Consider the following 26,214-nt stretch of genomic DNA (forward strand, 5'->3'; position numbering starts at 1 on the left):
AGGAAAAAGAAAAAACAGACAGCCAAGCATCGCCCACCGTGATGCTGTTGAATGTTCAAGGCCGGTCTCCGGACTCATGAGTGGCGCGTCTTGTCGAAGCAGCCGAGGGCGCGCCTTCCCATATCGCGGGCGATACAGTGGCAAACAGCACCGTCTTGACTCATTTACCGTTGCGGGGGCAGCGCCGGAATCGCGGCAGCACTGTGTACAAGTGCGCTCGCTCACCGGCTTCCCTGTTTCACCCTGTCGACGCGCACGCCACAGAGCACCTGGAACAAGCCGCGAAGGTTAGTGGGTTGGGGGTGGAGCGTCAATTAAAGCTGGCCTTGTACTTGAACCATCCGTACAGCGTGCTTCTCTACCCTTACAGGTATCAAGGAGAAAACCATGCCTAAAACCCGACTGGCCTTACTGATCATGCTCACCGGCAGCCTCGCCGCCTGCGGCGAAAGCTCTACCTTGCAAGTCTCCGATGGCACCGGGCCCTCGCCCAAACTGCCGGAGCCGAACAAGACGCTGATTCCCACCGTCAACATCGCCCCGGCGATCGGTTGGCCTGAAGGCGCCAAGCCAACGGCTGCCGCCGGCACCCAAGTGGCCGCATTCGCCGAGGGCCTGGAGCATCCACGCTGGCTCTACGTACTGCCCAACGGCGACGTGTTGGTGGCCGAGACCAATGCGCCACCCAAGCCAGACGACACCAAAGGCGTGCGGGGTTGGGTGATGGAAAAAGTCATGGGCCGCGCCGGTGCCGGTGTGCCGAGCCCGAACCGCATTACGTTGTTGCGCGATGCCGATCATGACGGCGTGGCCGAAACGCGTACGGTATTTCTGCAAAATCTGAATTCGCCGTTTGGCATGACACTGGTGGGCAACGACCTGTACGTGGCGGACTCGGACAAGTTGCTGCGTTTTCCTTATCAGCCAGGTGAAACCGCAATCACATCCCCAGGCACAACAGTCGTGGAGTTGCCAGGTGGCCCCTTGAACCACCACTGGACGAAAAACGTGGTGGCCAGCAAGGATGGCAGCAAGCTGTATGTAAGCGTCGGCTCCAACAGCAACGTTGGCGAAAACGGCCTGGACGTCGAGCAAGGCCGAGCTGCAATCTGGGAAGTCGATCGCGCCACCGGCCAACACCGCATTTTTGCCTCCGGTCTGCGTAACCCCAATGGCATGGCCTGGGAACCACAGAGCGGCAAGCTGTGGACGGCGGTCAATGAGCGCGATGAAATCGGCAGCGACCTGGTGCCGGACTACATCACCTCGGTTAAGGATGGCGGCTTCTATGGCTGGCCCTTCAGCTATTACGGCCAGCATGTGGATGTTCGCGTCACGCCGCAAAACCTGGACTTGGTTGCCAAAGCCATCGCGCCAGACTACGCGGTAGGCCCGCACACCGCTTCACTGGGGCTGACCTTCGCCGAGGGCAGCAAGTTGCCTACGCAATTCAGCAACGGCGCGTTTATCGGCCAGCATGGTTCGTGGAATCGCAAGCCGCATAGTGGCTACAAGGTGATTTTTGTGCCGTTTGAAGAGGGCCAGCCGAAAGGACAGCCGGTGGATGTGCTGACGGGGTTTCTCAACAGCGACGAGAAAGCCATGGGCCGGCCGGTGGGCGTGGTGATTGATCAGCAGGGTGATTTGCTGGTGGCTGATGATGTGGGCAATAAGGTGTGGCGGGTTTCTGCAGCCAAGTAACCCATCTCAAGAGCATTGCAAATAATGTGGGAGGGGGCTTGCCCCCGATTGCGGTCTGTCAGCTGAGTATGTGCCGACTGTTACACCACTATCGGGGGCAAGCCCCCTCCCACACTGGATCTATGTACGACTCAAGGGTTGCGTGCCAGATTCCCCGGTAAAACCCGCTTGGCACTCAGGTAGGCATTCTGCCAATACGCTTTGGATAGCGTGTCGAGCTTAACCGTACCGCCGGTTTGCGGCGCATGCACAAAGCGCCCTTCCCCGACATAGATTCCCGCATGGCTGACCCGTGAACCACCGCCTGTGGCGAAGAACAGCAAGTCACCGGTTTGCAGGTTCTGCTCGCTGACGTCCTGGCCACGCATCACGATCAGTTCGCGGGTGGTGCGCGGCAGGGAAATGCCGGCGGCGTCGCGGAACACAAAGCCGATCAGGCCACTGCAATCAAACCCCGAATCCGGTGTGTTGCCGCCCCAGCGATAAGGCGTGCCGACCAGGCCCAGCGCACGGAAGAGCACGTCTTCGGCAGCAGGCGAAAAATTCTGCGTGGCGTAGTTGAATACCGGCTTGGGCTTGACCGCTACAGGCGCGGGCGGCGGTGGACGGCTGGCGCAGGCGCTGAGCAGCGCGGCGCAAACAATGAGCATCAGGCGGGCCGAGGTCGACATGTGCAGAACAATCCTGGTCTGGATGCGGCTTTCGCTGCCGAACGTTGAAAACCAGAACGCGCAAGCAAAGCTCGCGCGAACGGATAACAACAATGTCCAGGGATTCTAGCGCTTACACGTCAAACTTCAAGTATCACTTTAACTTTACTTACTAGCGGTAACCGTAGTCGGGGCCATGGCGAGTGCGCGCTTGGCTTCGATGAAGGTTTTGCTCCAGTAGCTGTCGCCCAGGTTATCGACCCGAACACCACCGCTGCGGCGGCTGCTGGAGTGGATAAACTGGTTATCGCCCAGGTAGATACCGGCGTGGCTGACACGACCACGACCACTGGTACTAAAGAAAAGCAGATCGCCCGGCTTGAGGTTGTTGCGTGCGACCAACGGTGCATCCACGTTGATCATTTCGCGGGTGGAGCGAGGCAGGTTCATGCCAGCTTCTTCACGAAACAGATAACCGATGAAACCGCTGCAATCGAAACCGGCTTCAGAGGTGCCGCCAAAACGGTAACGAGTACCGATCAGGGACTTGCCGCGTTCAAGAATGCTGTCGGCCAGAAGGGGCAGCTGGTAAGGCTTGCTGTCTGAAAACTCGGCGAGTTCTTTTTCGGTTGCCATCTCTTCTTCATAAACAGAAGCAGACTGTGCAGCAACGAACTTGGCCTGATTTTGAACCTGTGGTTTGGGCTGTTCTGCCACCTGTTGAGGGTGGGAGGCGCAACCAAACAATAGGGTAACGAGTGCGAGAGGCACGAGGGGTGCGAAGCGATTTAGCATGGGCACGACCGTGGCTGATGTGTAAAGAAGCCGAGACTATGCCCTCTATCACATCGATTTGCAAATTCAATCGTGATCTATGTGACTTATTGTTTGGACTATGCCATCTAAGCCGTAATTCCATTTATCACTGCACTTGCGTGGCCCGCTGGGCTCAAACGCAGGTTTTCTGGCGCCCGTAAAATGCCGATTAGTGGCAAATCAACGCCTTACCAACCCAGCGTTTCTTTCAGAAAAGGAATCGTCAATTTTCTTTGCGCCTGCAACGAAGCCTGGTCAAGCTGCTCAAGCAAATCGAACAGCGCGCTCATGCTGCGGGTGCCACGAGTCAGGATAAAGTGCCCGACTTCGTCGGTCAGGTGCAGGCCACGTCGGGAAGCACGCAGCTGCAGGGCACGCAACTTGTCCTCATCGGACAACGGGCGCATCTGGAAGATCAGCGCCAGGGTCAGGCGCGACTTGAGGTCGGCCAGCTTCACCGGCAGCTCACGAGGCGATGTGGAAGCGGCGATCAGCAAACGACGACCGCTGTCGCGCAGGCGGTTGAACAGGTGAAACAGCGCTTCTTCCCAATCCGCCTTGCCGGCCACCGCCTGCAAGTCGTCCAGGCACACCAGTTCGTATTGCTCAAGGTTGTCGAAGATGCCGATGCCGCGGTCCATCAACTCGGCCAGGGGCAAATACACTGCCGGCTCGCCCATCTGTTCGAAACGCAGGCACGCGGCCTGCAACAGGTGGGTACGCCCCACGCCATGCTTGCCCCACAGATAGATCAGGCTTTCAGTCCACCCGGCGTCGGCTTCGCAAAGCCGCTCCACATAGCCGAGTGCAGCGGCATTGGCGCCTGGGTAGTAATTGATAAAGGTAGCGTCATCACGCAGACGCACACCTAGGGGCAGCTGAATCGGTTTCATGCTGACTGAACGGCTCCCATCGAACCGTTAGTGGCCTCTGTGTAAAGTTTGCAAAGTTTATACCCGTGACGCCGGGTGCACAATGCAGCAGACCACAAGCAAAATCAAAGGTTTGCGTTAACTTGGCGGTTTTACGCGGATTGTTTGACGCACCACCGCCAGAAACAACAAACCCGGCCTTGGCCGGGTTTGTGACATTGCGATTACAACTCGGGCTCATCAACGCCCGTATACACGTCCGAATCCTTGTACAAGTCGTGAACATGACGCACCAGCACCATGATCACCGCCGCCACCGGCAGCGCCAGCAGAATGCCGGTAAACCCGAACAACTCGCCACCCGCCAGGATCGCAAAGATCACCGCCACCGGGTGCAGGCCAATCCGATCGCCTACCAGCAACGGCGTAAGTACCATGCCTTCCAATGCCTGGCCGACCATGAACACCGCGACAATCCCCAGCATTGGGTAGAGGTCGCCGCCAAACTGGAACAGTCCGGCCACCAGCGCCGCACCGATACCAATCACAAAGCCCATATACGGCACGATGGCTGCCAGGCCTGCGATCAAGCCGATCAACAGCCCCAGCTCCAGGCCGATGGCCATCAAGCCAGCTGCGTAGATCACCCCCAGCGCCAGCATCACCAGCAACTGACCGCGAACGAATGCCCCCAGTACTTCATGGCATTCTGCAGCAAGGGAGACGATGCGTTCTTCACGGTCACGGGGCAGCAGGCTGCGGATCTTGGCCATCATGATGTCCCAATCACGCAGCAGGTAAAACGCCACCACCGGGATCAGCACCAGGTTGGTCAACCAGCCGATCAGCGCCAGGCTCGAAGCGGTTGCCTGGCTGAGCACCACCGTGACGATATCGGTGGTCTTGTCCATATGCTCGCTGATGGCCGCCTTGACCTTGTCGAACTTCCAGAACCCATCCGCCAACCCGAACTTGGACTGGGCCCACGGCATTGCCGTGTGCTGCAACCAGTCGAGCATCTGCGGCGCCAGCTCGTAGAGGCGAAACAGCTGCTTGGCCAGCATCGGCACCAGTATCAACACCAGCGCCGTGATAATCAGCGTGAACAGTGCGAACACCGTGACCACGCCCAAAGTACGCGACATACCGGCTTTTTCCAGGCGATCCACCACGGGATCGAACAGATAGGCGAGCAACAGCGCCACCAGAAACGGCGTCAGGATCGAATGCAGCAAGAACACAAAACCGCACAGCAGGACTATCCCGCCAATCCACACCCAACGACGCGTATCCGCCATAAACCACTCCATCTATTATCGACGCCCTTCTTCTATATAGAAGAAGGAGCACTATTTACCAACGAAACCGCAGTTGCGCCTGAGGCTCAGGTACAGCAGCCGGTTGCGTGCCATCGACCACAGGTTGCTGGGCCGGGGTTTCACCTGCGGGAATTTCCTGCAACTTGGCCAGGCTCAATTGGGTACGCAGCTGCTCGGCACTGCCGTTGACGCGATACACAATGCGATTGCCATCCACTAACTGCGGCTGACCGCCAAAGGGCTCCAGCAACCGGCCCAGGGCGGCGTATCGCTCCAGGTTCATGCCTTGCACTTCCAGCAGCTGCTCGCTGCTCACACCAGGCTTGACCGCAAAGCGCGGCGCCAGCTTTTGGCTGACCTCCAGCAATACAGCATCTGCCAGTGCGGCAGTATCAGCGCCTTGGACGGTGCCTTGCTCAGACTTATCGCCCAGCCACAGACGCCATTTGGCCTGCCACTGATTACCTTCCTGGCGCGCATGCACAGCCAGCAACGCATCGGCTCCGTAGCGCTCGGAGGCTGCACGCAAGGGCGCAGCGTCCGCGCTTTCCAGATTCGGTGCAGTGGCAACCACTTGCTCATCCAGGTCGCCCAGCGGCAGGCGCAACGGCAAGCCACGGTGTTGCGCGGCCCGGCGCAGTGTCTGGGCAACCGCCTGGCCATCGCCGACCAGGCTGCTGCCTTCGGTGGAATCGTTCAGCCACCAACCGAGAATCGACGGCCGATTACTGCCCCAGATCGACAGGCCGGCATCACGCAAGGCGCGATCGGTGCTGACCGGGTCGAAGTCCACTTGCAGGCTCTCGGGCGGGCCCGCGTCGTAGCCATATTGGGTGATGATTTGTTGCGGGTCCTTGCGGATTGCCGCCAGGCCCGGGCCATCGGCGGCCTTGGCGTCGCCGGTGAGGCGAATCACCAGAGTCTGCACGGCGCGCTGGGTGGCCTGGTCACGCTCCTGGGGCGACTGGCTGCTGACCGGTTCGAGCACTTGATAGAGGCCATTGAGGGTTTCGGCATGACTCGCCAGGCTGACCAACGACAAACAGCCCACAAAGAAGAATTTACACAGACGCATGGAAGATTCCCGAACGACAAATTTAGCGGCTGGAACAGACCGCGTGAATCGGTTTAGCCAGGCTGTGACCACAGCACCCGGCAAAACATTCACAGGGCCTCGGTAAGTTTTTGTACTGTCATAACGATAGCGGGTTCAAGGCTATACCTTAATACGCCGCTTGGCAGAGCCGATCAGCATTTTTTAACCGGCTTTTTTAATCTATATGGCCCTGCCCGTCGGCCCGAGGATGGCCGCTGCCCTTCAAGCCTGATAAAATCGCGCGCCTTCGCAGACCGTCAACGGCAGCGGCCTTTTTAAAAAGCGCCCGCCCGCTCGGTCGTTACCCCTGAATCCCCCCCTAAAGGCCTGGATCATGAGCAAGCAACCCTCCCTGAGCTACAAGGACGCCGGTGTAGACATCGACGCCGGTGAAGCATTGGTCGAACGCATCAAGAGCGTCGCCAAGCGCACTGCGCGCCCTGAAGTCATGGGCGGCCTGGGCGGTTTTGGCGCCCTCTGCGAAATCCCGGCCGGCTACAAGCAGCCTGTACTGGTGTCCGGCACCGACGGCGTAGGCACCAAGCTGCGCCTGGCCCTGAACCTGAACAAGCACGACAGCATCGGCATCGACCTGGTTGCCATGTGCGTCAACGACCTGGTGGTGTGCGGCGCCGAGCCGTTGTTCTTCCTCGACTACTACGCCACCGGCAAGCTCAATGTCGAAACCGCAACCCAGGTGGTCACCGGCATCGGCGCCGGCTGCGAACTGTCGGGGTGCTCGCTGGTCGGCGGCGAAACCGCTGAAATGCCAGGCATGTACGAAGGCGAAGACTACGACCTGGCCGGTTTCTGCGTCGGCGTCGTGGAAAAAGCCGAGATCATCGACGGCTCCAAAGTGGCTGCCGGCGACGCCCTGCTCGCCCTGCCATCGTCCGGCCCGCACTCCAATGGTTACTCGCTGATCCGCAAGATCATCGAAGTGTCCGGCGCCGACATCGAGAACATCCAGCTCGACGGCAAGCCTCTGACCGACCTGCTGATGGCCCCGACCCGCATTTACGTCAAGCCACTGCTCAAGCTGATCAAGGACACCGGCGCCGTCAAGGCCATGGCCCACATCACCGGCGGCGGTCTGCTGGACAACATCCCGCGCGTCCTGCCAAAAGGCGCCCAGGCGATTGTCGACGTGGCCAGCTGGCAGCGCCCGGCAGTCTTCGATTGGCTGCAAGAGAAAGGCAACGTCAACGAAGCCGAGATGCACCGCGTGCTGAACTGCGGCGTGGGCATGGTCATCTGCGTGGCGCAAGAGCACGTTGAAACCGCGCTGAACGTATTGCGTGAAGCCGGCGAGCAACCTTGGGTCATCGGCCAGATCGCCACTGCTCCAGAAGGCGCAGCCCAGGTTGAACTGAAGAACCTTAAGGCGCACTGATGCCTGCAACCTGTGATGTCGTGGTGCTGCTCTCCGGCACCGGCAGTAACTTGCAGGCCCTGATCGATAGCACGCGCAGCGGCGACAGCCCGGTGCGCATCGCTGCGGTGATTTCCAACCGCAGCGACGCCTACGGCCTGCAACGCGCCAGGGATGCGGGTATCGACACCCGCTCGCTGGATCACAAGGCGTTCGACGGCCGCGAGGCCTTCGACCGCGCCCTGGTCGAACTGATCGACGCCTTCAAACCCAAGCTCGTCGTGCTTGCCGGCTTCATGCGCATCCTCAGTGCTGATTTCGTGCGGCACTACGAAGGGCGCCTGCTCAATATCCACCCTTCCCTGCTGCCCAAGTACAAAGGCATGCACACCCATCAGCGCGCCCTCGACGCCGGCGACAGCGAGCATGGCTGCAGCGTGCACTTTGTCACCGAGGAACTCGATGGCGGGCCTCTGGTCGTACAGGCAGTGGTTCCGGTAGAGTCAGGCGACTCGGCGCAGACGCTTGCGCAACGGGTTCATACCCAGGAACACAGGATTTACCCGCTGGCTGTTCGCTGGTTTGCCGAGGGACGGTTGATTCTTGGTGACCAGGGTGCATTATTGGACGGTCAGTTACTCGCGGCCAGCGGCCACTTGATTCGAACCTAGGAGATTTTATGCGTCGCGCCCTGCTCTTCGCTTTTGCGCTGTTCGCTTTGCCTGCCGTACAAGCGGCAGACCTTCACCCTTTCTCCGTCAGCTACACCGCCGACTGGAAGCAACTGCCCATGAGTGGTTCGGCTGAACGCAGCCTGACCAAAAACGGCGACGGCACCTGGACCTTGAACTTCAAGGCCTCGATGATGATTGCCAGCCTGACCGAAACCAGCGTGATCCTGTTCGACAAGGACACCCTGCAACCCAAGAGCTACAGCTTCGAGCGCGGCGGTTTGGGCAAGGCCAAGAAGATCAACCTGGATTTCGACCAGGCGAACAAGAAAATCACCGGCTTTGAAAACAAGGATCCGGTCAACGTCACCCTCGAAAGCGGCATGCTCGACAAGTCCACGTATCAGCTCGCCCTTCAGCGCGACGTGGCTGCCGGCAAGAAGAGCATGAGCTACCGAGTGGCCGAAGGTACTGATGTCGATACCTATGACTTCCGTGTGATTGGCCCGGAAAAGGTTCAGACCAAGGTAGGCTCCATTGACGCGATCAAGGTTGAACGCGTACGTGATCCCTCCCAGAGCAAGCGCATCACGCAGATGTGGTTTGCCAAGGACCAGGGCGGCATTCTGGTTGCCCTGCGCCAGGTTGAGACCGACGGCAAGGAATACAACATCATGCTGCAGGATGGCACCGTTGACGGTAAGGCCGTCAAAGGCAGCTGATTGCGCTGATGAGCTGGAAGAGAGCCTCGCTGAATGCGGGGCTTTTTTTGCCTGGAAATTTTACTGTGAAGCTTATGACGCTATCGGGAGCAAGCCCCCTCCCACAGTGGAATGCATTTCAAATGTGGGAGGGGGCTTGCTCCCGATAGCGGTGGTAGGGCCGACAAAGGTCTTATTGCTAGAAGCAAACATGAAACTTTTGTCATAAAACTCATGCCCCTGCGACCGAATGCCACGGGTTTAGCGGCCTGCGCGATTGTTGCGTTTTCTGCAATGAATTATTGCGCGCAAAATCAGTTTACTTAGCAAGCTAACAAATAATATAACAGAGGCCTGCGACGACTTGCCGCAGATCAACCAGAGATTGGAGCAAGCAGATGACTGTAAAAGTAACTGAACGCGACGATGAGCATATGTCCCACGAGGCGGTAGGCCACGGGATTCACATCTGGGATGTCCATCAGCAAGACGTATTGGTCGGCATGTTTCACAACGAGAGCGATGCCCACAATTATAAAAACGAGCTTGAAACTCTCGAATTGCAACGCCAGGCGAAAAGCTCCTGAAACTCTGAAATCAAGTCGACGCCCGGCCCACGCAGCCGGGCCGTCTACATCAAAAACCGCGCTTTTCGAGCGCGGTTTTTTTGTCAAAAATTCGATATGAATTAATGTAACAAAAGCACACACAAATAATGATTCTCGATATCATTCATGCGCCTTTCATTCAGGCTCACGATTAGGGAATCAATTAGATGCACGGAAATAGCAGGAAGCCGGAAAACGCGTTACTGGAACGCTGGAGCGAAGCGCTTGCCACTGCGCAATTCCAGGCCAGCCACATCAGCCTCGACGACTTGGTCAATGCGCTGGCACCTGCCGCTGAACGTAGCTTCCAACGCCTGATCCAAGCATTGTTTCGTGAAAGCCTGCTGGACCCCAGCACCCTCATTTACGACGAACATGGGCAATGCTCGCTGACACTGCCTTGTCAGGCTCGCCTGCGCTTTGATCATTTGCGTCCTGGCCGCATGGCCAGCTGGGACCTGCGTGGCAAAGTCATCCTGTTGCGCGAAGGTCAGCCCGACCAGAAGATCCAGTTCCCATCACAGTTGTTGACGTTGCTTAACGCCAGCCTCACGTCACCTGCCGACCTGGAAGTGCTCAACCGCCTCAATGCCGAGATCGACGACAGCTTCATCAACGACACCTTGTGCCTCGCTTTCCATGAGCAATGGACGCTCAAGCTGCATGCGTCCATGGACCCAGTACATCAAGGCAACCTGCTGAGTCATCTCAAGCACGGTGCAGGCACGATCAATCCGACATCCGTACTTGAGCAGTGGGGAACATTGGGGCACCCGTGGCACCCCAACTACAAGACCAAGCTGGGCCTGGATACCAGCCAAGTCATCGACTATTCGCCGGAGTTCGAAGCACGCTTCCCCGTGCTGCTGTGCGCGCTGCATCGCCAGTTTGCCCATGTCGAAACGTTGGCCGGGACGGCAGATTACTGGCAGTGGTGGAGCAGTCACTTTCCACACGCGGCGCAGCAATTAACCGCGACACTTCAAGCACAAGGCCTTGAAGCAGGCGATTATCTGCCGGTGCCTGCCCATCCCTGGCAGGCACGTCAGGAGCTGCCCCAGCTGTTCGCCGATGCAATCGGCGACAAGCTGCTGGTGCTGACCGATATCGTCGCGTTTACCGCCCACCCCACCATGTCATTCAGGACCGTATTGCCTGACGGACGTTGCGATGCGCCCATGGTCAAACTGCCGGTGTCGCTGCGCCTGACCAGCGTGCAGCGCACCGTCTCACCGCGCTCGGCGCGCATGGGCCCACGGATCAGTCACCTGCTGCTGACCATCCTGGAGCGCGAGCCTGCGATTCAGAAAATCCTCAGCATCGTTCCCGAGCGTATCGGTGTGCATTTCAAGCCACAACCGGCCAATGACGAGCACTCCCGCCACCTGGCGGTGCTCTATCGCGATAATCCCCAGAGCCAGCTCAAGCCCGGGGAAATGGCCGTACCGGTGGGCAGCCTGTTTGCCATTGATCAACACGGCCAGCCGCTGCTGCGCCAATGGGTGCGCCTGAGCCAAGGCAAAGACGATGCGGCGGCCATGCTCGCGTTCTTCCATGAGTACGCGGCGATCAGTGTGCCGGCGCTGCTGGGCATGTATTTGCGTTACGGCGTCGCTTTCGAGGCCCATCAGCAGAACTCCTTCATGGTCATGACTGCAGATGGGCAATTGAGCCGCCTGCTGTTGCGCGATTTCGGCGATATCCGTATCGACCGCAAGACCTTGCACGCCCACGGCCTGGACATCGAACTACACGACCCGAAGATGACGCTGTACGACGACGCAGGTTTCGTACGGGACAAACTGCTGCACACCGTATTCATGTGCCATCTGGGTGAGTTGATCCTGCTTGCTGCGCGCCACTTCGACATCCCCCAGGCGCTGCTCTGGAATGAACTGTCGGCACAGGTCAGCCAGTGTTTCGACAACCTGCGCTCACAGGTTGAACCGCAACGCTGGGCAGCCGAGCGCGAAGCACTGCTGGAGCAACCGTGGCCGGCCAAGTCGTTCATGCGCATGCGCCTGCTGGAGAGTCATGCCGATATCGTCGGACGCCTGCCCAACCCGTTGAGCGCGGCCGCCAATGCCGACTAACAACACAGCGCTGCGGCTGCTGGTGGTGATTCAGTTGGTGTCGATGGGGGCGATGGAGATGAGCGGGCCGTTTTGGCCGCTGCAAATCCAGAAGCTGCTGGGCGTCGCCAATGCCCAGTACACCGGCCTGCTGTCTTCGCTGGTATATGCCGGGCCGATGATGGCAGCGATGATCCTCACACCCACGTGGGGGAAACTGGGCGACCGTACCGGCCATAAGCCGATGATCATCCGGGCGTTGCTGGCATTGGCGGTGTGCCAGGCGCTGGCTGCGATGACGCCCGATCCGTGGTGGCTGGTGGTCATCCGCGTGGTGCAAGGTGCATTGGCCGGTTTCATTGCAGCTGCCCAAGCCTACGCGCTGGCCTGCTGCGGTGAGAGTGGACGCGGGCACATTCTTGCGCGGCTGCAATCAGCCACCGCCGTAGGCTCCCTGGCCGGGCCGGTATTGGGCGGCTGGCTGATGGACATATCCGGTTTCGCATTGCTGTGCTACAGCGCCACCGCCGTCTGCCTGTTGTGCGCGATAATCAGCGCGTTCTTGCCCAGCGATTCACCACGATCCAGACCTGCCCGCCCATCGAAGCCTGTCGCACTGCCCAAAGGCTGGCTGGGCGCGATGTTGGGAATCATCGTATTGATCCAGGCGGCCAGGATGATGCCGCAACCGTTTTACGCCTTATATGTTGCCGAGGTTTTGCAGGCACCCGCGTGGCTGATCGGCGCCAGCTATGGCGCCAGCGCCTTGACCCTGGCACTGTCCGCGCCGTTATGGGGCCGCCTGTTCGATCGACATCAACCAGCGCATACGCTGCGCATCATCGAGTGGGTCACCTGGGCGTGCGCGCTCACACTGGCCGGCACGGCGCTGGCCAGTGAGTGGTTGGGGTTCATCGCCAGCCGGCTGCTATGGGGCGTGTGGCAGGGTGCTTTATTGCCCGTGGCCTACACGCTGATCGCCAATACCGTAGCGTCCAGCCAGCAGGGTTTCGCCCTGGGCATGGGCAACAGCGCCGCCAAAGCAGGTGCGCTGTGCGGCGCATTGATAGGCGGTATCGGCATGGGATGGGTGGGCCTGGCGCACAGCTTCTGGCTGGTCGCACTGACCTACGCATTGGCCGCCGTGAGTATCCGCGCCATCCGTTCATGTACGCGAGCGCCTGAGACATCCGATTTTTCTGTCAATACTTCTAATAACTCTGAGACAAATCCATGAACACATCGCAATTGGCCGTTCTGCTGCCGCTTCTCGGCTCGATCAGTGCCCCCGCCTGGGCCGAACAGACAGAGCCGACCAGCCTGCAGTTGCAAGCGACCGTGGTGTCGGCGACGCGCAATGAAACCAGCATCGCGCAGATTCCAGGCTCCGTGCAGGTCATCAACGAAGAACAGATCCGCCAGCAAACGGGCGCGGGGCGTCGGGTCGCAGATATCCTCGGCCAACTGGTGCCTGGCATTGCGCCTTCCAGCGGCGGCATGAGCAACTTCGGCCAAACGCTTCGCGGGCGTAATACCCTGATCCTGATCGATGGGGTTTCACAAAACGCCACGCGCGATAACTTCCGCCAGCTCAACAGCGTGGCACCGGAAAGCATCGAGCGCATCGAAGTGATCTCCGGCGCCAGCAGCGTCTACGGCGCAGGCGCATCGGGCGGCATCATCAACATCATCACCAAGCGCAACAAGGGTGAGGACCTGGCCTTCAGCAGCAAGATCGGCATGACCGCCGGCAATAACTTCAGCCACAAGGGGTTCGCTTACGAGGCGTTCCAAAGCGCTACCGGGCGCAAGGGTCCAGTGGACTGGTATCTGTCGGGCAATATCGTGCAGCGCAACGACCAGTTCGACGGTAACGGCAAGCGCATTCCCCAGGATACGTCCCAGGGCAGCAACATGGACACCGACACCTACGACCTGCAAGGTCGCTTCGGCTACGAGCTCGATGACGACAAGAAGATCAGCCTGTCGCTGCAAGACTATAAAGACGAACAAGACACCCGCTACACCAAGAACCCGCGCATCACCAGCAACGCAGTCGCGGTAAAAGGCCTGGACCTGGGCGACCAGCCCTACACCCATAACCAGGCGGTCAACCTTAACTACGCCGATAAGGATTTCTACGGCCAGGGCCTGCAGGTCGAAAGTTACTGGCGGCGGGCCGACGCCCTGTTCTTCCCGGACCTGTCCCGGGGTCGGGCAGGCGTGTCCGACAACAACAGCGTGCAGGATGTCTATGGCCTGCGTGCGGCGATCGATACGCAGATGCCGGACATCGGCCCGGCAACCGGCAACCTGGTGTGGGGGGCTGACTATGATCATGAAACCTCACGCCAGCGTGGCGACCAATACCGGGTCAATGGCCTGAGCTACAGCAAAACCGGGACCACGTTCGAACTGGGCCCGGATATTGAGACCACCACCAAAGCCATCTTTGGTCAGCTGTCCTACGACATCGATGACTGGACCTTACGCGGTGGAATACGTCGCGAGTGGATTGAGAGCAAAGTCTCCGACAGCATCGCCTACGGCGAAATCGTCCAGACCGGCAACCGCGCCACACTGCCCGGCGGCACGCTCAAATACGATGACACGCTGTATAACCTCGGGGCGGTGTATCACCTGACCGAAAACCAGGACGTGTTCGTCAACTTCAGCCAGGGCTTTTCCCTGCCGGATATCCAGCGCTTCCTGCGTGACGTGAACAGCAAATACGATATTCAGGACCTCAATGCCCAGGCTCTGAAAGTCGACAGTTACGAGCTGGGCTGGCGTGGCGACTGGGACAAGTGGCAGGCCAGTGTCACCGCGTATGAAAACACCTCGGGTGTCACGCAGTTCTACGATGCCAACGACCGTGTATTGCGCCTGATCAATCAGAAAGAACGCGTGCGCGGTGCCGAAACCAGCCTGACTTATAACGTCAACGACCAGTGGTCCGTCGGCGGTACTTACGCTTACGCCAAGGGCGAGACCCAGCAGAACGGCAAATGGATCGACCTGCCCGCCACGCGTATTTCCCCCGCCAAGACCACCGCTTTTGTCGGCTATCAGCGTGACGACTACAGCCTGCGCTTGCAGGGGATGCGCCTGGCCGACTATGACGCGGCGGCCAAGGACAACAACGGTCGCGATATCCAGGGCTATACCTTGGTTGACCTGCTGGGCTCGGTAAGGCTACCGGTAGGTCGCCTCGAAGGTGCGGTGTACAACCTTACCAACCGCAACTACCAGAACATGTTCGCCCAGGCCAATGCCCGCGCACCGTACCCGAATGCCGAGGGCCGTACCTTCAGCCTGAGTTACGCAGTGGATTGGTAACCGGCTGACGCTGCACGCTTAAAACACAAACCCCGCCTTTTGGCGGGGTTTGTCGTTTCTAGCGGCTTACCACATCAGATCGTCAGGGATCTGGTAGGCGGCGTACGGATCATCCTCATCCGGCACCTGGCTTTCGGTGAGGATGTTGAGCTGCACGATGCGCTCCGGTGCACGTTCCTGGATCTTGAGCGCCGCTTCACGCGGGATAACCTCGTAGCCGCCACCGTGGTGCACGATAGCCAGAGAGCCGTTGCTCAGCTTGTTGCGCATCAAGGTGTTGACCGACAGGCGCTTGACCTTCTTGTCATCGACAAAGTTGTAGTAGTCCTCGGTGGTCAACTTGGGCAGGCGCGAGGTTTCGATCAACTGCTTGACCTGGGCGGTACGCGCCTTGGCCTCGGCTTTTTCCTGCTGCTGGCGGTTGAGCTCCTGGTCACGCTTGACCTTCTCGGCGTGTGCCTCAGCGGCCAGGCGTGCCTGGGTATCATCGACTTCGGCCTGGCCCTTGTGGACCAGACGCTGCTGCTTCTGCTTCTCTTTGCCGACCTGCTTGGCCTGCTTTTGGTTGACCAGACCTGCTTTGAGCAACTGGTCGCGAAGGGAAAGGCTCATGGTGCTTACTCACTTAGGCAGCTGCTCAACCGCAGCTGGACACATTCTTTTCCTGGCGTTTGGCTTCGCCCCACAGGGCGTCCAACTCTTCGAGGGTGCAATCTTCTATGGGTTGGTGCGTATCGCGCAATGCCTGTTCGATAAATCGGAAACGTCGTTCGAACTTGGCATTGGCACCGCGCAGTGCGGTTTCCGGGTCAACCTTGAGGTGACGGGCTAGGTTGACGGCGGCAAACAGCAGGTCACCGACTTCATCGGCAATGGCCTGCGGATCGTTATCGGCCATGGCTTCGAGCACTTCATCCAACTCTTCACGCACGTTGTCCACCACCGGCAAGGCGGCCGGCCAGTCGAAACCGACCTGGCTGGCGCGCTTTTGCAACTTGGCCGCACGGGACAACGAAGGTAAGGCGGTGGGCACATCATCGAGCAGGGAGAGTTGCTCGGGAGCGTCGGACTTTTCTGCGCGCTCCTCAGCTTTGATCTGCTCCCAGCGCTCCTTGACCTGTTCTTCGCTCAACTGCGGGATATCCAGCGGTGCGTACAGGTCGCCGGTTGGGAACACGTGAGGATGCCGGCGAATCAACTTACGGGTGATGCTGTCGATCACGCCGGCAAATTCGAAGCGCCCTTCTTCCCGCGCCAGTTGGCTGTAATACACCACTTGGAACAGCAGGTCGCCCAGCTCACCTTGCAGGTGATCGAAATCGCCGCGCTCGATGGCGTCGGCCACTTCATAGGCCTCCTCCAGCGTGTGCGGGACGATGGTCGCGTAGGTTTGCTTGATGTCCCACGGGCAGCCGTATTGCGGGTCGCGCAGGCGGTTCATCAGGTGCAGCAGGTCTTCGAGTGAATACATCGTATCTCTTTCCGCTGAAAATCCAATGTGGGAGCTGGCTTGCCTGCGATGCTCGCGACTCGGTGCTTCAGTTAAACCGAGGTGGTGCTATCGCAGGCAAGCCAGCTCCCACATGAAGCAGCTAACACAATTCAGTTCGCGTTCATCCAGCTATTCATGGGGTGCGGTTGCGCCGCGTCTCGATGATATTCGGCAACTGGGAAATCCTCCCAAGCAACCGTCCCAGTGCGTCCAACCCCGGAATCTCGATGGTCAGGGACATCAACGCCGTGTTGTCCTCTTTGTTCGAGCGGGTGTTGACCGCCAGCACGTTGATCCGCTCGTTGAGCAGCACTTGCGAGACGTCACGCAGCAAGCCGGAACGATCGTAGGCACGGATGATGATGTCCACCGGGTAAGTGAGCACCGGCACCGGCCCCCAACTGACCTGGATGATCCGCTCCGGCTCGCGCCCGCCCAGTTGCAGCACCGAGGCGCAGTCCTGGCGGTGAATGCTCACGCCACGGCCCTGGGTGATGTAGCCGACAATGGCGTCGCCCGGCAACGGCTGGCAGCAGCCGGCCATTTGCGTCATCAGGTTGCCCACGCCCTGGATCTGGATATCGCCACGCTTGCCCGGTTTGTAACCCGTGGCCTTGCGTGGGATGAGTTCCAGCTGTTCGTTGCCGCGCTCGGGCTCGACCAGTTGCTGGGCCAGGTTGACCAGTTGCGCCAGGCGCAGGTCACCGGCACCGAGGGCGGCGAACATGTCTTCGGCGATCTTCATGTTGGCCTTTTCGGCCAGCTTGTCGAAGTCCACCTGAGGCAGGCCCAGGCGCGCCAGTTCGCGTTCGAGCAGGGTCTTGCCGGCGGCGACGTTCTGGTCGCGCGCTTGCAATTTGAACCAGTGGACGATCTTCGCCCGTGCTCGCGAGGTGGTGATATAGCCCAGGTTCGGGTTCAGCCAGTCGCGGCTCGGCGTGCCGTGCTTGCTGGTGATGATCTCGACCTGTTCACCGGTTTGCAGGCTGTAGTTGAGCGGCACGATGCGCCCGTTGATCTTGGCGCCCCGGCAGTTATGGCCGATTTCGGTGTGCACGCGGTAGGCAAAATCCAGCGGCGTGGCGCCCTTGGGCAAGTCGATGGCATGGCCGTCGGGGGTGAAGATATAGACCCGGTCCGGCTCGATATCCACCCGCAGCTGTTCGGCCAGCCCGCCGATGTCGCCGAGTTCTTCGTGCCATTCCAGCACTTGGCGCAGCCAGGAGATTTTCTCTTCGTACTGGTTGGACCCGGCCTTGACGTCGGTGCCCTTGTAGCGCCAGTGCGCGCACACGCCCAGCTCGGCCTCCTCGTGCATCGCGTGGGTGCGGATCTGCACTTCCAGCACCTTGCCTTCAGGGCCGATCACCGCGGTGTGCAGCGAGCGGTAGCCGTTTTCCTTGGGGTTGGCGATGTAGTCGTCGAACTCCTTGGGGATGTGGCGCCACAGGGTGTGAACGATCCCCAGCGCGGTGTAGCAATCGCGCATTTCCGGCACCAGCACGCGCACCGCCCGCACGTCATAGATCTGGCTGAAGGCCAGGCCCTTGCGCTGCATTTTGCGCCAGATCGAGTAGATGTGCTTGGCGCGGCCGCTGATGTCGGCGTCTACGCCAGTTGCCTGCAGCTCGGAACGCAGCTGGCCCATCACGTCGCTGATAAAGCGCTCGCGATCCAGGCGCCGCTCGTGCAGCAACGTGGCGATCTGTTTGTATTGGTCCGGCTCCAGGTAGCGAAAGGACAGGTCCTCCAGCTCCCACTTGATGTGGCCGATGCCCAGGCGGTGGGCCAGCGGCGCGTAGATGTCGAAGACTTCGCGGGCGACGCGGTTGCGCTTTTCGTCGTCGGCGGTCTTCACCGCACGGATCGCGCAGGTACGCTCGGCCAGCTTGATCAGGGCGACGCGCACGTCGTCGACCATCGCCACCAGCATCTTGCGCAGGTTTTCCACCTGGCCCTGGGTGCCCAGCACCATCGACTGGCGCGGGCTGAGGCTGGCACTGATGGCCGCCATGCGCAGCACGCCGTCGATCAGCTTGGTCACCACCGAGCCGAAGCGCTGGCCAACGGTTGCCAACGGAATATGCCCCTCGCGCACGCCGCGATACAGCACGGCGGCGATCAGCGAATCCTGATCCAGCTTGAGATCGGCGAGGATCTCGGCGATTTCCAACCCGGTGCGAAAGCTTGAAGTGCCTTCGGCCCACAGGTTCTTGGCCGCATTGTCTTGCTGCTCAGACTCACGAGCGAACTCGCAGGCTGCTTTCAAGGCTTCACGGTCCAGTGCCGGGTCGACACTGACGGCATGATCCAGCCATGCCTCGAGATTGATACTGCCGTCGGTGTTGATCGGCTGGTGTGCTCTCACCTGTACCATCTTGCTTACCTTCCCTACGACGCACCTTTGATGCGCCAAAATCATCGCCGACTTTTACTGCGAGCTCCGTAGCAGTACCAAGGCCTTGGAGAACGCAGGCCAGTCGGATTAAACGGGCATCCTAGCCCGCTTCAAATAACGCCATGGCCTCGACATGCGCAGTCTGCGGAAACATGTCGAGAATCCCGGCACGCTTTAGCCGGTAGCCTTGCTTGACCAACTCAACCGTGTCCCGCGCCAGCGTAGCTGGGTTACAGGACACATACACCAGGCGCTTGGCTCCAAGGGTGGCGAGCTTGCGCACAACCTCTTGGGCACCATCGCGGGGTGGGTCCAAGAGTACCGCAGAAAAGCCCTGTTTGGCCCATGGCGCGTCAGTCAAAGGCTGAGACAGGTCGGCCTGAAAGAACTGCACGTTAGGCAAATGGTTGCTCGCGGCATTGAGTGCCGCACGGTCCACCATGGTCTGCACACCCTCTACCGCCACCACTTCGCGCACCTGGCGCGCCAGCGGCAAGGCGAAGTTGCCAAGGCCGCAAAACAGGTCCAGCACCCGTTCGTCGGCTTGTGGCGCCAGCCACTCCAATGCCTGGGCAACCATCGCCTGATTGACCCCGGCGTTGACCTGCACAAAATCTCCCGGCCGGTAAGCCAGTTCCAGATTCCACGCATCCAGGCGAAACCCCAGGGCCTGGTCGGGCTCGGCAGGTTCCGGCTGGCCCTCGCCATGCAGCCACAATTGGGCCTCATGGAAGGTACAGAATTCTTTAAGGATCAGCAGGTCTGCTTCGGACAGCGGTGCCATATGCCGCAGCAAAACGGCGATGGACGAACCACTGAACAGCTCCACATGCCCCAGCGCCTGCGGTTTGCTCAGGCGACGCAGCATATTCGGCAAGCGCTGCATGATCGGTTGCAAGGCTTGTACCAGCACCGGGCAATCGTCGATAGCGACGATGTCCTGACTGGCCACGGCGCGAAAACCCACTTCGAGTTTCTTCGCCTTGGCGTCCCAACGTACGGCCACACGGGCGCGACGCCGGTAACCGAACTCCGGCCCGCTCAACGGCGGCGCCCACTCTTGCGGTTCGACACCTGCCACCCGCGACAACTGCTCGGCGAGCATGCGCTGTTTCAGGGCAAGTTGCTGATCATGGGGCAGATGCTGCACGCTGCAACCGCCGCAGCGGCCAACGTGGGCGCAGGGTGCCGGGCGCCGTAGCTCACTGGCCTTGAACACCCGCTCGGTGCGGGCCTCAACCACTTTGCCATGGGCGCCCAACACCCGCGCTTCGACTTCTTCGCCGGCCAGCGCGCCATTCACAAACCAGGTGCGGCCTTCAAAGAACACAATGCCACGGCCATCATTGGCCAGGCGCTCGATGGTCAGGCGCTGTTTCTTGCCCACCGGGATCTGCGGGGCCCGGCTGCCGCCTGTCGGCTGGAAGCGCAGGCCTCTCTCGTGCTTGGCCATCAGTTGGGTTCGTCGAAGATGCCGGTCGACAGGTAGCGGTCGCCTCGGTCACAGATGATCGCGACGATCACCGCGTTTTCCACTTCTTTGGACAAGCGCAACATACCGGCCACAGCGCCGCCGGAGGACACGCCGCAGAAGATGCCTTCTTCACGGGCCAGACGGCGCGTAGTGTCTTCGGCTTCGCGCTGGGCCATGTCGATGATGCGGTCTACTCGCGTCGCGTTGTAGATCTTCGGCAAGTACTCTTCGGGCCAGCGGCGGATACCGGGGATGGCCGCGCCTTCCATCGGTTGCAGACCGACGATCTGGATCGCAGGGTTCTGCTCCTTCAGGTAGCGCGAGTTGCCCATGATGGTGCCGGTGGTGCCCATGGAACTGACGAAATGGGTAATGGTGCCCTGGGTCTGGCGCCAGATTTCCGGGCCGGTGCTGGTGTAGTGCGCCTCGGGATTGTCACCGTTGGCGAACTGGTCCAGCACCACGCCACGGCCTTCGGCGGCCATACGCTCGGCGAGGTCACGGGCGCCTTCCATGCCTTCTTCCTGGGTGACCAGGATCAGCTGGGCACCGTAAGCGGTCATCGCCGCCTTGCGCTCGGCACTGCCGTTGTCGGGCATGATCAGCACCATCTTGTAGCCTTTGATCGCGGCGGCCATGGCCAGGGCGATCCCGGTGTTACCCGAGGTGGCTTCAATCAGGGTGTCGCCTGGCTTGATCTGCCCGCGCAACTCGGCGCGGGCGATCATCGACAGCGCCGGGCGGTCCTTGACGGAGCCGGCCGGGTTGTTGCCTTCGAGTTTGAGCAACAGGGTATTGCTGGTTTCACCCGCCATGCGTTGCAAGCGGACCAGGGGCGTGTTGCCGACGCAATCGGCGATTGTGGGGTACTGCAAGGTCATGGCGTATTCGCAATCCAGACTGCGGGGGCGGACATCATACCGGGAAAGGCCGGCGGGCCATATCACGCAAAGTGCGGTGCTTATGGCTTAAAGGCATAAGCCATTAAAGTGTTGACTGTGAGGGCTCCATCGGGGGCAAGCCCCCTCCCACATTGGACCGCATTTTTATGCAGGAACGCGATCGACTGTGGGAGGGGGCTTGCTCCCGATGGGCGCGCCTCGTCAAACCTGCTAATCCTTCTGCCCTTCACCATGATTTCTCTGGAATACCTCATCCCCCATCGCAGCAATCTGCCCTTCGATCAGCGCTTCAAAGGGTTTGAGCAGCGGCTCGAACGATAGTGGAGCTTCCAATACCTGCAACGCTTGCGTGATTGCTTCAACCGTCGACAAGGCACCAGGCCCCGGCGCCTTGCGCAAGCGATAGCGGGAAACGCCGCCTAGGGCCAATGTCACCCGGGGCAACGCCGCCAGCAAAGGGTTGAGGTGCAACAGCTTGCGCGCCTTGCGCCAGGTGCCATCGGGAACCACCAATAACAATGGCTGATCGTCAGGTGCATAAGCGCGCAGCGGCTCGGCGTCATCCGCCGGAAACAACAGCCGCGCCCGATAACCAGGCGGGTTTAATAACGTCGCCAGATCATCAAACACCTCCCCCACCACCAACTGCGCATTATTCAAGCCCAACGCCGCCAACCTCGCGGTATTGAGCGCATGGCCGACCTCGCTCGGGTGCTGCAACAGCAACACGCGAGTGCGGCTGTCGAGGGTCGGGATCAGTGCACAGAGGCAATGAGTGGTCGGCCGCAAGCATTGCGGGCATTGGGGTCTGGACATGGTTTTTTCAGGCCTGGTTAAGCTGGGTCTTGAGCAAGTCGCGGAAGGTCTGGATCAGCGGTTCACGGCTACGACCACGGCGCATGATCATCGAGAACGGCGCCTGGTAGCCGAAGGTCGCCGGCAGTAACACGCGCAGGTCACCCTTGTCGGCCCAGGCCTGGGCGTAGTGTTCGGGCAGGTAACCGATGTAGGCGCCGGACAATACCAGGATCAACTGCGCTTCCATACTTTCCACGGTCGCGGCGCTGTGTTTGAAGCCGTGGCGCGCCAGTTCGGCCTGGCTCCAGTAGCCGCGGCCGACCATACGTTGCTGAGTGATGACCTGTTCGGGAATACGCCGCTCGCTGAACAGCGGGTGCCGGTTGCTGCAATACAGCCAGTGCTGTTCGCGGTACAGCGGCATATAGATCAGCCCGCTCATACGGTTGGAGAACGCACCGATTGCCAGGTCCAGGCGGTTGTCCTGTACGCCCAGTTGCAGTTCGTAGGGGCTCATCACCGACAGATTCAGGTGAACCGCCGGATGTTCCAGGCTGTAGGCGCCAATCACTTCGGCGAATGGCAGGGCCTTGTCGCTGACGGTGGAATCAAGCACGCCCAGCTTGAGCGTGCCGCGCAACTCGCCTTTGAGCGCGGCGGCGTATTGCTCGAAGCCCTCGAGCTCGCCCAACAGGCGCAGGGTTTCCTGATGAAACAGCTCGCCTTTGCTGGTCAGGCTGAAGCCGCCACGTCCTCGATGGCACAGCACCAGGCCCAGCGCGGATTCGAGTTGGCTCATATACGTGCTGATGGCCGACGTCGACAGGTTGAGTTCGTGCTGGGCATTGGCGAACCCCTGGTGGCGCACGACGCTGACGAAGATGCGCAGGAGTTTCAGGTCGGGCAAGGCGTTGGCCATGGTCGGTTCCGGACAGGGATGCATGCAGTCTACCTCCCTGCATTAGTTTAGAAAAATCTGAACTAAGTATTTGCCCCTGCCGATTCTTCCTGCCCCGGGCTTTTCGCAGAATCGGCCATCAATAAACAAAACAACGATGAGGCAATCCCGTGGACAAGATTTTCCACCAACCACTGGGCGGCAACGAAATGCCGCGCTTCGCCGGCATCGCCACCATGATGCGTCTTCCCCACCTGCAAACGGCCAAGGGTCTGGACGCTGCCTTTATCGGCGTGCCCCTGGATATCGGCACCTCGCTGCGCGCCGGCACACGCTTCGGGCCTCGGGAAATCCGCGCCGAGTCGGTGATGATCCGCCCCTACAACATGGCCACCGGGGCGGCACCGTTCGACTCACTGTCAGTGGCCGACATCGGCGACGTGGCGATCAACACCTTCAACCTGCTCGACGCCGTGCGCATCATCGAAGAGGCCTACGATGAAATCCTCGAGCACGACGTGATCCCCCTGACCCTGGGCGGCGACCACACCATCACCCTGCCGATCCTGCGGGCGATCCACAAGAAACACGGCAAGGTCGGGCTGGTGCACATCGATGCCCATGCCGACGTCAACGACCATATGTTCGGCGAAAAAATCGCCCACGGCACCACCTTCCGCCGCGCCGTGGAAGAAGGGTTGCTCGATTGCGACCGCGTGGTGCAGATCGGCCTGCGTGCCCAGGGCTACACCGCCGAAGACTTCAACTGGAGCCGCAAGCAAGGCTTTCGCGTGGTCCAGGCCGAAGAATGCTGGCACCACTCCCTGGCCCCGTTGATGGCCCAAGTGCGGGAGAAAGTCGGCGGCGGCCCGGTGTACCTCAGCTTCGATATCGACGGCATCGATCCCGCCTGGGCACCCGGCACCGGCACCCCGGAAATCGGCGGGCTGACCACCATCCAGGCGATCGAGATCATCCGTGGCTGCCAGGGCCTGGACCTGATTGGTTGTGATCTGGTGGAAGTTTCGCCGCCCTATGACACCACCGGCAACACCTCGCTGCTGGGCGCCAACTTGCTGTACGAGATGCTCTGCGTATTGCCTGGCGTCGCGCATCGCTGATGCCTTCACGATAACAATCAAGGGGATCGCGCAGATCCCCGTCCAACGATATACCTGACCTTCGCTCGCGTGTTGACCGAGCCGGCTGCCGCTTGATCGCCCATAAAAAAGATAATCGGAGAATCACCGTCATGGCTTTGGATTTATTCGTCGTACTCATCTACGCCGCCGGTATGCTCGTGCTTGGCTACTACGGTATGCGCCGCGCCAAAACCCACGAAGACTATCTGGTGGCGGGCCGTAACCTCGGCCCATCGCTGTACATGGGCACCATGGCCGCCACGGTATTGGGCGGCGCCTCCACCGTCGGCACCGTGCGCTTGGGTTATGTGCACGGCATTTCAGGTTTCTGGCTGTGCGCCGCGCTGGGCGCCGGGATCATTGCGCTGAACCTGTTCCTGGCCAAGCCGCTGCTGAAGCTGAAAATCTTCACCGTGACCCAGGTCCTGGAAAAACGCTACAACCCCATGGCGCGCCAGGCCAGCGCTGTGATCATGCTGGCCTATGCACTGATGATCGGCGTGACCTCGATCCTGGCAATCGGCACCGTATTGCAAGTGCTGTTCGACTTGCCGTTCTGGATGTCGGTGCTGGTAGGCGGCGGTGTGGTGGTGGTGTATTCAACCATCGGTGGCATGTGGTCGCTGACCCTGACCGATATCGTGCAATTTGTGATCAAGACCGTCGGCCTGATGTTCATCCTGCTGCCGATCTGCCTGTACCGCGTCGGCGGCTGGGATGAACTGGTGGCCAAGCTGCCGGCGTCGAACTTCAGCTTTACCGCGATCGGTTGGGACACGATCATCACTTACTTCATGATCTACTTCTTCGGCATCCTGATCGGCCAGGATATCTGGCAGCGAGTATTCACCGCCCGTGATGAAAAGGTCGCCCAGTACGCGGGCACTTTCGCCGGTTTCTACTGCATTCTCTACGGCCTGGCCTGCGCCCTGATTGGCATGGCGGCTCACGTGCTGATCCCGGACCTGGATAACGTCAACAATGCCTTTGCCGCCATCGTCAAAGCCTCGTTACCGGACGGTATTCGTGGCCTGGTGATTGCGGCTGCCCTGGCGGCGATGATGTCCACCGCCAGCGCCGGCCTGCTCGCTGCGTCCACCGTGTTGACCGAAGACCTGCTGCCACGGCTGCGCGGTGGCAAGCAATCGAGCCTGGGCATCAACCGCGTGTTCACCCTGATGACCGGTGTTGCCGTATTGGGCATCGCACTGGTGGTGAATGACGTGATCAGCGCGCTGACCCTGGCCTATAACCTGTTGGTGGGCGGTATGTTGGTACCTCTGATTGGCGCGATATTCTGGAAGCGAGCCACCACCTCGGGCGCGATCACGTCCATGGCGCTGGGTTTCGTAACCGCGCTGGTATTTATGTTCAAGGATGGGTTGGATGCAAACACACCGATTTACTGCAGCCTGGCGGTAGCCCTGGTGAGTTTTGTGCTGGTGAGTGTGTTGTCGCGCAAACCGGATACCGTGGCGGCTCGGGCGGCTTGAGCGATTAGGATAATTTCTTCAGCGGGTGCGACGTTGGTGTTCGCACCCGTTTTTTTTGCCCTGCACAAAATAATTGTGGGAGCGGACTTGCTCGCGAATGCGGTGTGTCATTCAACCATTTACCGGCTGATGCACCGTATTCGCGAGCAAGTCCGCTCCCACATTTCCCATATTGTTTGGGCCTGATACTCAGCGGCGACGGGGCCGGCGCTGCTCATCGTCCGTGCGGATCGGCACCGGTTGCAGCGGTGGCTCGATCAAGCCCAGCGCAACGCCAAGATCGTGGAGCCAGTTTTGGATTTTCTCTTTCATGGTTGCCCCCTTTGAGGGTAGTGCTGGTCGGCGTGAGTTTTGTCGCCGTTTCCTACAGAGATAGTAGCCCTAAGTCCTGGGTAATGCT

23 protein-coding genes and 1 riboswitch are annotated in these 26,214 nt (G+C 60.1%); of the genes, 10 read left to right on the forward strand and 13 right to left on the reverse strand.

Translation table 11 applies throughout. The features are described from left to right. Positions 1 to 41 precede the first annotated feature (41 nt). Positions 42 to 288: riboswitch (cobalamin riboswitch) on the reverse strand. Between the two features lie 99 nt (positions 289 to 387). After that, positions 388 to 1,701, forward strand: a complete 1,314-nt coding sequence (locus E4P01_RS04645) for a sorbosone dehydrogenase family protein (RefSeq protein ID WP_216091917.1) — start codon at positions 388 to 390, stop codon at positions 1,699 to 1,701. Positions 1,702 to 1,832: 131 nt separating this feature from the next. On the opposite strand, the gene E4P01_RS04650 is transcribed toward E4P01_RS04645, so the two are convergent. From E4P01_RS04650 to E4P01_RS04670, 5 genes are all read right to left on the reverse strand, one after another. Then, positions 1,833 to 2,372 carry a C40 family peptidase gene (locus tag E4P01_RS04650; protein WP_005790173.1) on the reverse strand — a complete coding sequence of 180 codons (540 nt, stop codon included), beginning with the start codon at positions 2,370 to 2,372 and terminating at the stop codon, positions 1,833 to 1,835. Between the two features lie 144 nt (positions 2,373 to 2,516). After that, on the reverse strand, positions 2,517 to 3,146 hold the full coding sequence (locus E4P01_RS04655; RefSeq protein ID WP_005790175.1) for an NlpC/P60 family protein: 630 nt from the start codon (positions 3,144 to 3,146) through the stop codon (positions 2,517 to 2,519). A 209-nt stretch (positions 3,147 to 3,355) separates the two neighbouring features. After that, positions 3,356 to 4,060 carry a DnaA regulatory inactivator Hda gene (gene hda, locus E4P01_RS04660; RefSeq protein ID WP_027603798.1) on the reverse strand — a complete coding sequence of 235 codons (705 nt, stop codon included), beginning with the start codon at positions 4,058 to 4,060 and terminating at the stop codon, positions 3,356 to 3,358. 203 nt (positions 4,061 to 4,263) lie between these two features. Continuing rightward, positions 4,264 to 5,337, reverse strand: a complete 1,074-nt coding sequence (locus E4P01_RS04665; RefSeq protein WP_078821990.1) for an AI-2E family transporter — start codon at positions 5,335 to 5,337, stop codon at positions 4,264 to 4,266. Positions 5,338 to 5,392: 55 nt separating this feature from the next. Then, entirely contained in the window at positions 5,393 to 6,433 is a 1,041-nt protein-coding gene (locus E4P01_RS04670) for a DUF2066 domain-containing protein (protein ID WP_078821991.1), read from the reverse strand. Positions 6,434 to 6,788: 355 nt separating this feature from the next. Here E4P01_RS04670 and purM point away from each other — a divergent pair, with 355 nt between their 5' ends. From purM to E4P01_RS04705, 7 genes are all read left to right on the forward strand, one after another. Further along, positions 6,789 to 7,847, forward strand: a complete 1,059-nt coding sequence (gene purM / locus E4P01_RS04675) for a phosphoribosylformylglycinamidine cyclo-ligase (protein ID WP_216091918.1) — start codon at positions 6,789 to 6,791, stop codon at positions 7,845 to 7,847. Further along, entirely contained in the window at positions 7,847 to 8,497 is a 651-nt protein-coding gene (purN, locus tag E4P01_RS04680; RefSeq protein ID WP_032880020.1) for a phosphoribosylglycinamide formyltransferase, read from the forward strand. The genes purM and purN overlap by 1 nt, the downstream gene beginning before the upstream one ends. Positions 8,498 to 8,505: 8 nt before the next feature. Continuing rightward, positions 8,506 to 9,219, forward strand: a complete 714-nt coding sequence (locus tag E4P01_RS04685; RefSeq protein WP_032880017.1) for a DUF3108 domain-containing protein — start codon at positions 8,506 to 8,508, stop codon at positions 9,217 to 9,219. A gap of 377 nt (positions 9,220 to 9,596) precedes the next feature. After that, entirely contained in the window at positions 9,597 to 9,785 is a 189-nt protein-coding gene (locus E4P01_RS04690; protein ID WP_003193064.1) for a hypothetical protein, read from the forward strand. Between the two features lie 188 nt (positions 9,786 to 9,973). Next, on the forward strand, positions 9,974 to 11,899 hold the full coding sequence (locus E4P01_RS04695; RefSeq protein WP_216091919.1) for an IucA/IucC family protein: 1,926 nt from the start codon (positions 9,974 to 9,976) through the stop codon (positions 11,897 to 11,899). Further along, positions 11,889 to 13,115: an MFS transporter gene (locus tag E4P01_RS04700; RefSeq protein WP_216091920.1), complete on the forward strand. Its 1,227-nt coding sequence runs from the start codon at positions 11,889 to 11,891 to the stop codon at positions 13,113 to 13,115. Before E4P01_RS04695 ends, E4P01_RS04700 begins: the two co-directional genes overlap by 11 nt. Further along, positions 13,112 to 15,217, forward strand: a complete 2,106-nt coding sequence (locus E4P01_RS04705) for a TonB-dependent receptor (RefSeq protein ID WP_216091921.1) — start codon at positions 13,112 to 13,114, stop codon at positions 15,215 to 15,217. Before E4P01_RS04700 ends, E4P01_RS04705 begins: the two co-directional genes overlap by 4 nt. 66 nt (positions 15,218 to 15,283) lie before the next feature. Here the strand turns inward: E4P01_RS04705 and E4P01_RS04710 are convergent, their stop codons facing one another. The 7 genes from E4P01_RS04710 to E4P01_RS04740 all read right to left on the reverse strand — a co-directional run bounded on the left by E4P01_RS04710 (position 15,284) and on the right by E4P01_RS04740 (position 23,200). Continuing rightward, positions 15,284 to 15,829 (reverse strand): DUF2058 domain-containing protein, encoded by a 546-nt coding sequence (locus E4P01_RS04710; protein WP_014719402.1) that lies wholly within the window; start codon positions 15,827 to 15,829, stop codon positions 15,284 to 15,286. 25 nt (positions 15,830 to 15,854) lie between these two features. Further along, positions 15,855 to 16,688 (reverse strand): nucleoside triphosphate pyrophosphohydrolase, encoded by an 834-nt coding sequence (gene mazG / locus E4P01_RS04715; protein WP_032880011.1) that lies wholly within the window; start codon positions 16,686 to 16,688, stop codon positions 15,855 to 15,857. A gap of 154 nt (positions 16,689 to 16,842) precedes the next feature. Beyond that, positions 16,843 to 19,086, reverse strand: coding sequence for a GTP diphosphokinase (relA, locus tag E4P01_RS04720; RefSeq protein WP_032880009.1), 2,244 nt, complete (start codon positions 19,084 to 19,086; stop codon positions 16,843 to 16,845). A 121-nt stretch (positions 19,087 to 19,207) separates the two neighbouring features. Then, entirely contained in the window at positions 19,208 to 20,560 is a 1,353-nt protein-coding gene (gene rlmD, locus E4P01_RS04725; RefSeq protein WP_078821996.1) for a 23S rRNA (uracil(1939)-C(5))-methyltransferase RlmD, read from the reverse strand. Further along, positions 20,560 to 21,462, reverse strand: coding sequence for a cysteine synthase CysM (gene cysM, locus E4P01_RS04730; RefSeq protein ID WP_003193080.1), 903 nt, complete (start codon positions 21,460 to 21,462; stop codon positions 20,560 to 20,562). The genes rlmD and cysM overlap by 1 nt, the downstream gene beginning before the upstream one ends. Before the next feature lie 231 nt (positions 21,463 to 21,693). Further along, positions 21,694 to 22,299 (reverse strand): DTW domain-containing protein, encoded by a 606-nt coding sequence (locus tag E4P01_RS04735; RefSeq protein WP_032880007.1) that lies wholly within the window; start codon positions 22,297 to 22,299, stop codon positions 21,694 to 21,696. 7 nt (positions 22,300 to 22,306) lie between these two features. Beyond that, positions 22,307 to 23,200, reverse strand: coding sequence for a LysR family transcriptional regulator (locus tag E4P01_RS04740; protein WP_005790200.1), 894 nt, complete (start codon positions 23,198 to 23,200; stop codon positions 22,307 to 22,309). A gap of 149 nt (positions 23,201 to 23,349) precedes the next feature. Between E4P01_RS04740 and speB the strand changes: the two genes are divergently transcribed. Together speB and E4P01_RS04750 are read left to right on the forward strand one after the other, a co-directional pair. After that, on the forward strand, positions 23,350 to 24,300 hold the full coding sequence (gene speB / locus E4P01_RS04745; RefSeq protein WP_032880005.1) for an agmatinase: 951 nt from the start codon (positions 23,350 to 23,352) through the stop codon (positions 24,298 to 24,300). 131 nt (positions 24,301 to 24,431) lie between these two features. Beyond that, positions 24,432 to 25,814: a sodium:solute symporter gene (locus tag E4P01_RS04750; protein WP_032880003.1), complete on the forward strand. Its 1,383-nt coding sequence runs from the start codon at positions 24,432 to 24,434 to the stop codon at positions 25,812 to 25,814. Positions 25,815 to 26,003: 189 nt separating this feature from the next. On the opposite strand, the gene E4P01_RS28210 is transcribed toward E4P01_RS04750, so the two are convergent. Next, positions 26,004 to 26,126, reverse strand: coding sequence for a PA1414 family protein (locus tag E4P01_RS28210; RefSeq protein WP_003193089.1), 123 nt, complete (start codon positions 26,124 to 26,126; stop codon positions 26,004 to 26,006). Positions 26,127 to 26,214: the final 88 nt, after the last annotated feature.

Source organism: Pseudomonas sp. NCIMB 10586 (assembly GCF_023127895.1).
GTDB lineage: Bacteria > Pseudomonadota > Gammaproteobacteria > Pseudomonadales > Pseudomonadaceae > Aquipseudomonas > Aquipseudomonas synxantha_A.